Annotated in this window: 11 protein-coding genes; 8 read left to right on the forward strand and 3 right to left on the reverse strand. The window is 33.2% G+C overall.

What is annotated here, in order from left to right:
- The first annotated feature begins 115 nt into the window (after positions 1–115).
- The 4 genes from ACQY63_RS11415 to ispE all read left to right on the forward strand — a co-directional run bounded on the left by ACQY63_RS11415 (position 116) and on the right by ispE (position 4996).
- Complete coding sequence (locus ACQY63_RS11415; RefSeq protein WP_412622003.1) at positions 116–1852, forward strand: phospho-sugar mutase; 1737 nt, start codon at positions 116–118, stop codon at positions 1850–1852.
- 83 nt (positions 1853–1935) lie between these two features.
- Positions 1936–2349 carry a protease complex subunit PrcB family protein gene (locus ACQY63_RS11420; protein ID WP_022164822.1) on the forward strand — a complete coding sequence of 138 codons (414 nt, stop codon included), beginning with the start codon at positions 1936–1938 and terminating at the stop codon, positions 2347–2349.
- A gap of 51 nt (positions 2350–2400) precedes the next feature.
- Positions 2401–3945, forward strand: coding sequence for a DUF3794 and LysM peptidoglycan-binding domain-containing protein (locus tag ACQY63_RS11425; RefSeq protein WP_022164821.1), 1545 nt, complete (start codon positions 2401–2403; stop codon positions 3943–3945).
- 190 nt (positions 3946–4135) lie between these two features.
- On the forward strand, positions 4136–4996 hold the full coding sequence (gene ispE, locus ACQY63_RS11430) for a 4-(cytidine 5'-diphospho)-2-C-methyl-D-erythritol kinase (RefSeq protein ID WP_022164820.1): 861 nt from the start codon (positions 4136–4138) through the stop codon (positions 4994–4996).
- Here ispE and spoIIR read toward each other — a convergent pair.
- Entirely contained in the window at positions 4993–5676 is a 684-nt protein-coding gene (gene spoIIR, locus ACQY63_RS11435) for a stage II sporulation protein R (protein WP_022164819.1), read from the reverse strand. The genes ispE and spoIIR overlap by 4 nt on opposite strands.
- Positions 5677–5839: 163 nt before the next feature.
- Between spoIIR and murI the strand changes: the two genes are divergently transcribed.
- The 3 genes from murI (at position 5840) to ACQY63_RS11450 (ending at position 10536) form a co-directional block, all read left to right on the forward strand.
- On the forward strand, positions 5840–6655 hold the full coding sequence (gene murI, locus ACQY63_RS11440) for a glutamate racemase (RefSeq protein ID WP_117999837.1): 816 nt from the start codon (positions 5840–5842) through the stop codon (positions 6653–6655).
- 37 nt (positions 6656–6692) lie between these two features.
- Entirely contained in the window at positions 6693–7112 is a 420-nt protein-coding gene (locus ACQY63_RS11445) for a DUF1934 domain-containing protein (RefSeq protein WP_022164817.1), read from the forward strand.
- A gap of 319 nt (positions 7113–7431) precedes the next feature.
- Positions 7432–10536: an Ig-like domain-containing protein gene (locus ACQY63_RS11450; protein WP_022164816.1), complete on the forward strand. Its 3105-nt coding sequence runs from the start codon at positions 7432–7434 to the stop codon at positions 10534–10536.
- A 295-nt stretch (positions 10537–10831) separates the two neighbouring features.
- Here the strand turns inward: ACQY63_RS11450 and ACQY63_RS11455 are convergent, their stop codons facing one another.
- Positions 10832–11296, reverse strand: a complete 465-nt coding sequence (locus ACQY63_RS11455; RefSeq protein WP_022164815.1) for a hypothetical protein — start codon at positions 11294–11296, stop codon at positions 10832–10834.
- Between the two features lie 239 nt (positions 11297–11535).
- Positions 11536–12252, reverse strand: coding sequence for a lysophospholipid acyltransferase family protein (locus ACQY63_RS11460; RefSeq protein WP_022164814.1), 717 nt, complete (start codon positions 12250–12252; stop codon positions 11536–11538).
- 439 nt (positions 12253–12691) lie between these two features.
- Here ACQY63_RS11460 and ACQY63_RS11465 point away from each other — a divergent pair, with 439 nt between their 5' ends.
- Positions 12692–13483 (forward strand): hypothetical protein, encoded by a 792-nt coding sequence (locus tag ACQY63_RS11465; RefSeq protein WP_412335775.1) that lies wholly within the window; start codon positions 12692–12694, stop codon positions 13481–13483.
- Positions 13484–13949: the final 466 nt, after the last annotated feature.

Raw genomic sequence — 13949 nt, forward strand, 5'->3', positions numbered from 1 at the left:
ATGTGTAATGATTGTAAAAATATATAAAAAGGTCAAAGTTTGAATTAGTTTGAACCTTATGCCTGTAGGATGAAAACAGTTACAGACATTTCTGATTGAAACATAGGAGGTAATTATGGACTACAGAGAGTTGTATAATGAATGGCTTACAAACCCTTATTTTGACGATAACACTAAGAAAGAATTAGAAGCAATAGAAAACGATGATAAGGAAATTGAAGATCGTTTTTACAAGGAACTTGAATTTGGTACAGCAGGTCTTCGTGGAGTTATTGGTGCCGGAACTAACAGAATGAACATTTACACAGTTAGAAAGGCAACACAGGGATTAGCTAACTATATTATTAAGATGCATGGAGAAGACAAAGGTGTTGCAATAGCATACGATTCAAGACACATGTCACCTGAATTTGCTGATGAAGCAGCATTATGTTTAAATGCAAATGGAATTAAGGCTTATGTTTTTGATTCATTAAGACCTACACCTGAATTATCTTTTGCAGTTAGAGAGTTAAAGTGTATTGCAGGTATTAATGTAACAGCAAGTCATAACCCGGCAGAATACAACGGCTACAAAGTATATTGGGAAGATGGTGCACAGATTACACCCCCACACGATGTTGGAATCATGGATGCAGTTGCTGCATTAAAGGATTACAACAAAGTAAAAACTATGGACAAAGATCAGGCAGTTGCTGATGGATTATACATTCAGATTGGCAAGGAAGTTGATGATAAATATATTGAAATTCTTAAGACTCAGGTTAAGAACCCTGATGCAATTAAGGAAGTACAGAAAGATATCAAGATTGTTTACACACCACTTCATGGTACAGGCAACATTCCTGTAAGAAGAGTGTTAAAGGAACTTGGATTTGAAAATGTTTATGTAGTAAAAGAACAGGAATTACCTGACGGTGATTTCCCAACAGTTGGTTATCCAAACCCTGAATCAGCAAAAGCATTTGAATTAGCAGTTAAATTAGGTAATGAAGTAGGAGCAGATTTACTTCTTGCTACAGATCCTGATGCAGACAGACTTGGCGTTTATGTAAAAGGTAGCAAGCCTGGAACATACCACATCCTTACAGGTAACATGTCAGGCTGTTTACTTGCTGAATATGAAATCAGCCAGTTAAAGGAAAAAGGACAGCTTCCAAGTGATGGAGCTTTCATTAAGAGTATTGTTAGTACAAATCTTGCAAATGATATTGCTAAGTATTACAACATTAATTTATTTGAAGTTCTTACAGGTTTCAAATACATTGGTGAAAAGATGCTTGATTTCGAAGTTAATCACACAGGTACATATGTATTTGGTTTTGAAGAGAGTTATGGTTGCCTAATTGGAACACACGCAAGAGACAAGGATGCTATCGTTGCCTCAATGGCTTTATGTGAAGCAGCAGCTTATTACAAGACAAAGGGCATGTCTCTTTGGGATAAGATGAAAGAAATGTATGAGAGATACGGCTACTGGAGTGATGGCGTTCAGTCAATTGAATTAAAGGGTAAAGAGGGAATCGAAAAGATTCAGAATACTCTTGAAAAATTAAGAGAAAATGTACCAACTACAGTTGATAATTACAAGGTTCTTTCAGTAAGAGATTACTTAGCTGATACAGTAACAAACATGGAAACAGGTGATGTTACAACAACAGGTCTTCCAAAGTCAAATGTTTTATACCTTGATTTAAGTGAACATGCGTGGGTTTGTATCAGACCATCAGGAACAGAACCAAAACTTAAATTCTACTATGGAGTTAAGGGCGAAAACTTTGATGATTCAAAGGCAAAATTAGCTGACCTTGGTTCATACATGATTAACATAGTAAATGAAATGCTCAAGTAATATTATTAAAACAAAAACATAATAAGAATAAAAATAAATCACTATAATATATTTTAATAAAGGTATATTATGGTGATTTTTTTATGAAAAAAAATAAAATAAAAATTCTGCTGGTACTAACGTTAGCCATTGTTGTTACATCTGCCTGCGGCTATGAAAAAATCAAAAAAACAAAAGTAAAAGACATGGACTATACTGTTGTGGCAGAAAATGAAATGCCAAAAGAAGTGAAGGAGATAATTGAAAAAAGAAAAGACAAGGAGTTTCAGGTTACATACAGCAACAATGAATATACATATATTATTATTGGGTACGGTAGACAACAGTACGAGGGCTATTCCATAAAAGTTAAGGAAATGTATGAAAGTGACAATGCCATATATATAAAAACTCAGTTTAACGGTCCAAAAGAATACACCAACGAGGAGAATGTAACTTATCCCGTAATTGTTGTTAAAACAGAGTATAGCGATAAAAGTGTAATATTTAATGAATAAGAAAATGAAATAATGCATAGATTATAGAAGATTTAAAGGTAAGGGGGAAATATGGAATTAGAGAAAAGTAATATTCATATGAATAAAATAGTAGAAAGTCAAAGGGCAACTTTTTATGTAACAAAGGAGTGTAATTTACCAGAGCAATCAATGGAAAGCATAATAAATCATCAGGAAAAGATTACATTAGACAGTGGTATCATTAGAGGAAATCAGGTTATAATTAATGGCAATGTTTCCTACGGAATAATGTTTTACGGAGAAGACAATGCACCGTCAGGAGTTACAGGGGAGATTCCTTTTGAAGAAAATATTAAAATTAATACTACAGAAGAAAATATTAAGGCAAGCGTGGATTTAACTATTTTATCGGGTTCAATTAAAATGATTGACAACCGAAATTACATATATAAGATTCAGGTTATGGCGAATGTTAATATTGAAAAAATAGAAGATATTGAGGCGGTATGTGCTATCTCAAGAGAAAATACAATGACTAAATATAAAACGATTGAAAATCTCATGATATTAGCAGACAGAAATGAAACCTTTAGAATTAATGAAAGGATTTCGTTGCCATCAGGTAATCCCACAATAGAAAAAATAATTTGGAGCGATGTAAAAATCAGAAAGCTTACAACCAAAATGTTGGAGGGCATGATTCATTTATCAGGTCAGCTGAAGGTTTTTATTATGTACACTCCGGAAGAACAGTCGATTCCCGTCCAGTGGTTTGATACTGTTATAGATTTTAGTGGCACATTAGAGGCGCCTGAGGCAAGAGAAGATTTAATATCTTATATTTGCGGGGATATTCATAATGTAGAACTTGAAGCCACAATGAATCAGGACAACGAGATGAAAGATTTGGATATTAGTGCATTACTAAAATTATCTATAAAGATATACGAAGAAAACAAGATGGATGTTTTGGAAGATATATACGCACCGGATGTGGATTTGTGCCCAATGGAAAAAGAACAGAAATATGAAAAGCTGTTAGTAAAAAATGAGTCAAGAACAAAGAATATTATAAAAATTGATGTAGACCAAAGTAAGGGACATATTTTACAAATTTGCAATAGCGATACAAGACTTCAAATTGATAATATTTCAGTAGGGGAAAACAACCTTAGGGTAACAGGTAAGATTCGGGCAACAATAATTTATATTTCCTCAGATGATATTTATTCAATTTGCTGTCAGACAAAGGAAACTGATTTTGAGCATAGAATTGATACTGAGGGAATTTCCAAAGACGACAAATACTATATTAACTGGAAAGTCGAGCAGGTAAGTTCTAACATGATTAGCACAAACCAGGTGGAAGTAAAATCAGTGATAGCTTTACAGGCTATGGTTTTTAAAGAAGAAAAATGCAATTTCGTTTGGGACATTGAAGAAAAGCCTGTTAACTGGGCAAAGTTTAATGACGCCCCTATCCTTAAAGGATATATTGTAAGAAAAGGCGATACCCTGTGGAAACTTGCAAAGGCCAATTACACCACCGTTGACAATATTATGAAAATTAATCAGTTGGAAAATGAAAAAATAAGAGAAGGGGATAAACTACTTTTGGTTAAAAATTGTCAGTAGAACTTAAAAACATTTACAAAATAAACATATAAAGATAATACTTTAAAGAAAGCCTAATTTCACAAAACAATAGATGACAAAGAGTTAAAATGTGAACAAACTTGTAAATAAATTATAAAAAAAGTATACTTAAACAGTAATTAAAAAAGCAAATATGAAAAATAGAGATTAACGAAAATAGGAGAAATGTATGGATAAGTTACAGCTAAAAGCCTATGGAAAAATAAATCTAGGTCTTGATGTTATTAGAAAACGACCTGATGGCTACCATGATTTGGATATGATTATGCAAATGGTAGATGTTTATGATGACATTATTATTGAAAAAAAAGCAGGAGAAGAAATTGTTGTAAAAGCTGATGCAGCAGTGCTTTCCAACGGTAAGGATAATTTGGCATATATGGCAGCCAAAATGCTTTTTGATGAATTTGGAATTAAGTCAGGAGTTGAAATAACAATTCACAAAAGAATACCAATTGCAGGTGGAATGGCAGGCGGTAGCTCTGACTGCGCAACAACTTTAATTGGCATTAACGAAATGTTTAATTTAGGTTTGTCAAAACAACAGCTTATGGAACGTGGAGTTAAGCTTGGAGCAGATGTTCCTTACTGCGTGCTTGGTGGAACTGCAATAGCAAGAGGGATAGGAGAAGTTTTAACACCGCTACCTACACCACCACAGTGCCATGTAATCATTGCAAAACCACCTATATCAGTTTCAACAGCCTATGTTTACGGGCATATCAGACCTGACGAAATAACCAAAAGACCTGACATTGAACAGATGACTTTAGCAATAAAAGAACAGGATTTGAACAAACTTTCAGATCTTTTATATAATGTTATGGAAGAAGTAACTGTGTCAGAGTATCCCGTTATTGAAAAACTAAAAAGCATTATGCTTGAAAAGGGCGCGTTAAATTCAATTATGAGTGGTAGCGGCCCAACAGTTTTCGGACTTTTCGATGACAGGGAAAAAGCACAGGCTGCAATGAAAGCTCTGGATTCTAAAGAACTAACAGAGCAGCTGTATCTAACAAAGTTTATTTAATCCAAAAAGTTATTTAAAAACTTTAAATACTTAAATTTAATAATTGTTTTGTATTCCCGCTCGCCCAAAGAATCCTTCAAACGCTCTTTTGAAGAATCCGGGACAGTGCCGGAACTTGCATCTACAAAACATAATTGAGGATAAAGGACGCACCACCAGTTGTGTCCTTTTCCTTTGCCAATATATATGGTGTATGAAGTGTACTCACCTTTAGGGTAAACTACGTCCCCGTAAGTTTTCTTTGGAAAGTCATCTTTGCCGAATTTAGAAGTCACGTTATAATCAAACCCGTTCTCGTCAATTGTTTTTTGAGCAATGTTCAAAATCTTTTCGTTATGAGTAGTAATGAACAAGCTGTATTCTTTAAGAGAATTAAGTTCCTTGGTTTCTCTGTAAATATAGTCAACAACTGCATCTTTTACCTTTAATTTGAGAGTCTGGTCAATAACGGTATCACTGTTTGCCCTAACATGAAACCTGATTGTGTTTTTAGCAAGAGCTGTACTTGCAGCTGAATATTCCATTTTGTAAAAAAGAATAAATGACATAAACCCTAGAAATAAAAGTATGTAAGGAAGCAGTAGTTTATTGTGTTTAAATTTTGATTTTATTGAATTTAAGTAATCATGTTTTAAATGTTTAGACATATTGTCACTTGAACTTAAAAATTTATTTTTCACTTTTAGAATTCCTTTCCAATTAATAATTATGTTACATAAAGAGTGTTGCCGATTATTTTTTTTATATTCAAAAATCAACTCAATTTATATAAGAGTATTGAATAATTTATTGAATAAAGGTAAAATAAAAAGACGTGAAAAAAAGAAGGGTGAAAGTATTTTTATGGATAGATTTGATAACGCACCAGTTGGTATATTTGATTCCGGAGTTGGAGGATTAACTGTTGCGAGAGAAATAGCAAGACAGATTCCAAATGAAAGTTTTGTTTATTTTGGGGATACAGCAAGAGTTCCTTATGGAAGCAAGTCAAAGGAAACAATAATTAGATATTCCCGCCAAATTGTTAGATTTTTACAGACAAAGAAGGTTAAGGCAATTGTTGTTGCCTGTAATACAGCCAGTGCTTTTGCATTAGATACAATTGAGAAAGAATTGGATATTCCCGCAATAGGCGTTGTAAAGCCGGGAGCAAAGAGTGCCGTTGAGAATACAACTAATAAACGAATCGGAATTATTGGAACAGAAGGAACAATTAATAGTGAGTTATATACACAGTACATTCATAGCATTGATCCGGAAGTTACAGTTTTTGGAAAAGCATGTCCCCTTTTTGTACCATTAGTTGAAGAGGGAATGTTACATGATCCGGTTACTGATGAGATTACAAGACGGTATCTTGATGAAATGAAGGAAAAAGATATAGACAGTTTGATTTTAGGCTGTACTCATTATCCACTATTAAGAAGCACAATCAGGAAAATAATGGGTGAGGGGGTTAATTTAGTAAACCCTGCCTATGAAACAGCCATTAGTTTAAAGAAAATGTTAAAAGAAAATGGTATAAGTGCTGAAAATAATGCAAAGCCACATTATGAATTTTATGTAAGTGATGCGGCTGAAAAGTTCAGAACATTTGCTAATTCAATTATGCCGTTTGAAATTGACGAAACAAACAGAATTAATATTGAAGAATATTAATTCCATGCAATGAGATTAAAGTTTAAGGAAATGTAATATGGGTGAGAATGTAGTAATTAAAATTTCAGGATTACAGATAGTTGAAAATACAGGTGATAATGTTGAAGTAATTGCGAAAGGCAAGCATTACTTAAAAAAAGACAAACATTACCTACTATATGAAGAATATGAAAATGACGAAAACACAAAGACAAGCAATATGATTAAGTTTAACAATGATATTGTTGAAATTACAAGAAAAGGTCAGGTAGATGGAAAACTGATTTTTCAGGAGAACCAGAAGAAGCAGTCATTGTACAGCACTCCTATGGGAGATTTGTTAATTGAGGTCCTTACTAAGGAAATAGAGGTTAGCGATGATGACGATGATGTGAATTTAAAAATCAAGTATCAGATTCATGTGGATGGAAACAAAGTTTCTGATAATGAAATTGATATTAGTGCCATGCACAGTTAAGAAAAGTTGAAATCTTGAGGATAGATAGCAGGGAATGTAGTTATGTATTATTTGAAGATTTCAACTTTTTTGATTTGTTTTTACGTATACTTTCATTTCTATTTCCCACTCTATCTACGTTTTCTATTTCGTGATCCTATCTCTATTTAACTCTATTTCCTTTTAGCCTGATTTTGTATAATCATTTACGTTTTTATTGCTATATATTTTATGTTAAATCAAAAATCTAATATTGCCACATTATCTGTTAAAATTTGACATAAAATCGTTTATTATGATATTATATAGTAATATGAAAAAATTTAAGGAGGACAATGCTATGAAAAAAGTATTAAGCTATTTGATGGCAATAGCTTTAATCGTTACCAGTATTTCATTTGTTGGTACCGATAAAGTAAGTGCTCATCAAAAGTACACAACCAAAGGTTTGGTTATTGACACATCATTAGTGCCCCAGGATTCTAATATCTCAGTTAAGAACGAAGACGGCAAAAATCCAGACATTACAACAAAGACCAATGTTCAGTTTACATTGGATACAAATGTGGACTCAGACTGGTCAATCAGTGGACCTGATGACAAAGTTACTATTGACAGTTATGGTGTTGTATCTGTAAAAAGAGGTGCATCAAAAGCTACATATACTGTAACTGCAAAAGGTAAAAACATAGCAAATGATTACAATACGGAAGTGTCATGTAAGATTCAGGTTAGAGGAGATGAGGATGCCGCCGAAGCAACATCAGTTAAATTAAATAAGAAACTGATAGAAGCCGGTAATGAAGATTTTGTTAATGTTTCAAGTGACTTAAACACATTGACAGTAACAGGTAAAATATCTAAACTTGGACTTTACGAAGAAGTTGAACCTTCATATATTTTGGATAAGAAGGTTACTTATTCTGTAGACAATTCAAAAGTTGCTACAGTAGGTGAAAGCGGAAAAAGTTTAACAACTCTTTCTCCTTCTTCAGGTATTACGTTAAAAGCTAAAGTAGGTAATTTCGTTCAGGATATAAAGTTAGTTGTTAAAGATTATACAATCAATGATGCAACTGTAGAATTGAAATGCGTAAACGTTCCAACTTTAAAGTCTAATTCAAACAGATTTAATATAAAACTTAATCAAACTTTAATTTTCGAAGTATCAAGTACAATTTCTCATGTGTTCAACGCTTCACAAACTTATTGTATGTGGGATATTAAGTATGGAGATGAGGAACTAACTATCAATCCGGCACCTACAGCGCAAATTAAGGATTTTAAGTTAGCTACAATGGGAAAAGATAAAGGGGATACAAGCAAAATATTGGTACAAACACCAATTGCAAGTAGTGATGATTATAAGAAACTATTAAAAGAGAATAATACAATAAAGGTACATTTTGACCAGTATTATACTAGCGATGAAAACGGCAATAAAATAATTCCAAGAGATTATACGCTATCTTTCTCAGAAGACGTTAATTCTTTCTCAAGTGTAGATTTAGATTTCTCATCATATTATGAAGAAAACAAAGATTTCAGTGTGAAGAAAGAAGTAATTGAAGGTGAAGAAAGAGATGTTTACTATTTAGAATCTGATGGTACAACAATTGATCTTCCACAGATTACACAGAGCAATGTGCCGGCAGTTAGAAATTTTGAAGACGCAAGAGAATCATGTTTCTACAATAAAGATGGAAGTGATCCAGCTTATGAAGTTTCATATAAGATTGGAGAAGTTAAATCTTTAAACGATTCTTACAAGAACAATACTATGACTAATTCAAATACTGAATTAAGTTCAATTAAAGAAGTAAACACAGAAGACAGAACTTTAACTAAAAAGGGTACAGGTTACTTCACAATTACGGTTACAACAAAAGGTGAAGTTAATTATACTGCAAAAACTTATTATATCAGACTTGTAACTGCAGTTGAAAAACTTACAATTTCCCATTCTAAACAGGAAAAAGAGGTTATTCACATTCGTCAGGGTGAAGCTGATACACCAACATTACAGATAGGTGGTGTAACAAAGAACGTGACTGACAAAGATCCATATCTTGACATTGAATTTTTAAAGGCAGATGGTTCACAGTCAAACATTGCAACAGCAACTGTTGATGACAGCAAATTGACAGTAAATGGTATTTCAACCGGTAAAGTGACTGTAAGAGTATCAAGTGCAGTTGATAAGAGCAAAACCGCAGAATACATATTGTATGTAAATGATGAATATTTTAAGCCGGACATGTTATTTATTGATTGCAATGAAGCTATTAATGATGGTTACATGGACAACGATGGAAATGTTCAGGGTAGAGTAGATGGAGCAAACTTAAAAGTTACGGCACAGGGAATTGGTGCAGGTGTTCCATTAGTTGATTGGATTAGTTCAGACGAAAGTGTGGCTAAGGTTATTGACGGTAAGTTATATACATACAAATCAACAGGAACAGGCTTTGTTACAATTCAGGCAGTTGCAAGAGGAAACAGCGATGTGAAATCTGAACCATTAAAATTATATGTAAAAGATATACCGGCAACAGGAATCAAAACTATTGCTGAAGCTGTAAAAGAAGGCAGAGCACCAGTTGTTTCAGAACCTGGAAACAATACAGGTATATGTAAGGCTTTTGAGAACTTTACTTTAGAAGCAAAGGACTATGTTCCAAGTAATGCATCATCAGCACCTGGAAAAATCACTTGGTCATCATCTGACAGTTCAGTTGCAACAATTGATGCAAATACAGGTTTAGTTAGAACATTAAAAGAAGGAACTACAACAATTACAGCAAGATACAACTCATCAACTACTGATTTCAGCGACACTACATATACACTTGTTGTAAAGGGTGAAGCAGAACATGTAACAAGAGTTGCCATTGAAAACGGATTAGAATTAAGACTTGCTAAAATTGGCGACAGTGATACATTAAAAGCAAGAGTAGATGGTACTGCAGCAAATAAGAATGTTATATGGTCAACATCTAACAAAAACATTGTAACAGTTACAGATAATGGTGTTGTTACAGCAGTAGCAGCAGGTACAGCAGTAATTACAGCCACTTCAGCATTTGACAATACAAAGAAAGCGACAATTAAGGTTATTGTTCCGGCAACACAGGAACCAACAACAAAGGTTAAACCTACTGAAAAAGTAAAGGTAGCAAAGGCTTCAATTAAGTCAGCTAAGAATGTTAAGAAGAAAGCGTTATTATTAAAACTTAAGAGAATATCTAGTGCAAAGAAATACAAGATTCAGTGTGCATTAAACAAGAAGTTCACTAAATCTGTAAAAACAGTTACTACTTCAAAATTATCTTACAAGTTTAAAAAACTTAAGGCTAAGAAGAAGTACTATGTAAGAGTATGTGGAATAAACGGTAAGGTAAAGGGACCATGGAGTGCTGTTAAGAAAGTAGTTATTAAGAAATAGCCAAAAATAATCAGATATCTTTGGTAAAGATATAATCGATAATTAGCTAAAATATAATTGTATAAAAACATAATAAGTTGTGTAAAGAAAATATATCCATTGTAAAATGCCAAAAGCAATTTGCATACGATTGTAATAATGTATTAAGCAAAGAATATATGATTAAAATAATAGGGAAGCGTAAAGCTTCCCTAAAACAAAAAATAAGCTACATTGAAAGATTAATTCGATGTAGCTTATTTTTATTAATGTAATGAGAAATACCTTCAAAATTTCTTATTACATTAAAACTATTCTATTTATTCTTTCTTCCAAAACGTTTCTTCTTCTTTGGAGCTTCATAAACAGGTCCGCGGATTCTTTTAAATGATGTGATGTAAATTCCGCTAACTCTTGCTTTAACTTCCTGCTTAGGAAGAATTGTTTCGTAAACCTTTGCATCAGCAATAAGATTCATAACTCTAGGACCTGCTTTAACCTTTACAATAGGTAATTTAGCACGTCTTGCATACTTAGGTGTCTGCTCTAAAACAATACTAGGAAGTCCTGCATCTTTTAACTTCAGTTTCTTTTTATCTAGAACGTATAAACTAATTAACTGTGAGTTCTCCTGCATAGTTTTCTGCTGCTCTGCCTGCTTCTTTTCTGCTTTTCTTCCAATAAAATATAGCGCTATAACGGCAATCAAAAGAATTACTATGATTACAATAAGTGCAATTGATAGTCCGCTTAGAGCTAACAATGGTGAAATGTTATTCATTTTGTACCTCCATATAAACTAATCTTGTGATATTCTATCATTTTATCGCTTAATTGACAACATTAACGAAGAATAAACATAAATAAACGTTCCACTAGGGATGCACACTGATGCAAAAAAAAATAGTTGCGGGAGGGCACGCATTGGGTGCGTAGAATGTCACAAGCAATATTCTTTGTTCTAAAACTATCTCTGAATCAAACAAGAATGATGAAAAAATAGTCTGTTTTGTAAATTGATTACTGATTTGATAAAATTCGAACCTGTTCCTTAACAATAGAAGGAAGCTGCTTTTGTCCTGCTCTGTCTAACTGGTCAGTATAGATAGGTTTGCCAAAAGTAACAATAACCTTCGAGGACTTGATTCGTGGCTGTTGTTTTTCGAAAATATTATATGTTCCCTGAATACCTACAGGAACAACAGGGCATTTTGCCTTAGTGGCAATCTTAAAACTACCTTCCTTAAATTCTCCAAGTTTGCAGTCTTTTGAACGTGTGCCTTCAGGAAAAAGAAAAATTGATATACCATTTCTAATCATGTCAGCAGCATTAAGTACCGATTTTAAACCGGCACGTGGGTCTTTTCTGTCTAAAAAGATGCAGTTTACAAAATACATCCACCAACTTAAAAATGGAACCTTCTTAATTTCCTTCTTTGCTATATAACCTGTAGGCTGTTTCATTAAAGGGTATGTGACAATAATATCGTAGAAACTTGTATGATTACCTACGAACAATACTGCCTGGTCTTTTGGAATATTTTCATAGCCATGTACCTCCAGTTTAACTCCTGAAATAAGCTGAACTATTCTTAAGCCAAAGTTGACAAAAGCAAGGCTGCTTTTATTGCGGGCATTCATATTAAATCTCTCTAAAATTAATTCCAATAATTGAATAGGTAAAGAGACAATAAAATATACAATTAAAAAAACAAGTAAAATAATTAGTCTTATCATAAAAACTCCTTTGTAGAAATATTATTATAAATATGTACAACCTGGTACTCCCGTATACAAATATGTTTCATGCATAAAGTAACGGCATTGTAGTAGATTCTACATATTAAATAATGTTACCACAATATTTAATAAATAAAAAGATTAGAAGATTAAAAGGTCAGTATTACTTCACTTGTATACTTATATTATGTATATACCGGCAGATTACTATGTTTGCCCTCCGCCTTTATTCTAACATAAATACGGGAAGGATTTTTGATACGGTAATTATAATGAGATGTTTGGTGAAATTATACAGTATTTTACCAAAGAAATTGTAAAAAGTGATAGAAACACTAATAAAAACATTTTTATTTATTGAATTGGGTACATGTTCGTGCTATAGTAACATTAAATAGCGAGTAGTTCGCGTTTTTTATTAAGAGGAGGAAATAAAATGAAAGCATTAAAGAGATTTACAGCTGTAGTAGCTTCACTTGCACTTACAGTTGGTATGTGTGTTAGTGTATTTGCAGGATCTACATGGGGAGATTACATTGGATTCGATGGCAAGCCAGGACACACATGGTACGAAGCAGCAGATGGTAAGTTTACACAGAACTCAGATACATCATGGACATGTAAGATGAAGACAATCGGTTGGGGTGGTGTCTGGGGATGCCAGGTATTCCAGGATACAAAAAAGGGCAACGGCAAGGTTGACATTAAGAAAGGTCAGGAATACAAATTACAGTGTACATTAAAGTCAAGCGACATGGATAAGTGGGTTGTAGTTAAGGTTGCAACAAAAGAAAACATTGCATTTGCAAAGTGGGTTAAGTTAAAGAAAGGTCAGAACACTACAATTAACGAAACATTCACAGCTAAGTGTGATGCAACATCTATCTATTTTGGTTTAGGTGGAGACTTTGGTGATAGAGATGATGAAAAAGATTTATATACATACGCTGAAGGTGGCGCTAAATCAATCAGTGATGGTAATAGTGATGCAGCTGGTAAGGGTACAACAATTACATGTACAGGATACTCACTTGAATCAACAGCAGCAGCTGCACAGGCAACAACAGCAGCAGCCGGACAGGGTACACAGTCAGGTCAGACTGGTACAGTTAGCACAGCTCCTAGCACAGTAGCAACTGGTGACTTCACACCAATCGCTTGCGCAGCAGCAGCCGTAGTAGCAGCTTCAGTTATCGTTGTATTCGCTAGAAAAAGAGAAAACAACTAATTAAGAACTTAACTTAATACAATATATAAAAAGAAGATTTGCTTAATCCTTTTTTGGATGGCAAATCTTCTTTTTTTGAGCAATAGGTATTTATATTGCATAAAAATTCACTTTAAAGATTGTCAAAATAACAAAAAATAAAATAAATTAAAAAACATTTCAATCCTAGTAAATATAGGCAATTAAGCTTTTATGTAAAGCAGAAAAAGATGAGCAAAAAGTATCAAAACTCCCTGAACTGCCCATTATATGGTAATTGTTAATAAATTAACAATAAAAATGAACCAACTATAGTTTCAAAAATGTGAACATTTTATGTAAACAGAAAAGAACTGTTGTTAAAATAGTACAATAAAAAAGAACCTAAAATCGTTTTTTATTGTTGATTTGTACATATTGTTGTGATAAAATCGTTATTAAGGAAGTCACTATGTGAATTCTAGTGTAGGTGAAAGAATTTTTTCAA

Source organism: Eubacterium sp. Marseille-QA0814, assembly GCF_965119675.1.
Classification (GTDB): Bacteria; Bacillota; Clostridia; order Lachnospirales; family Lachnospiraceae; genus Eubacterium_G.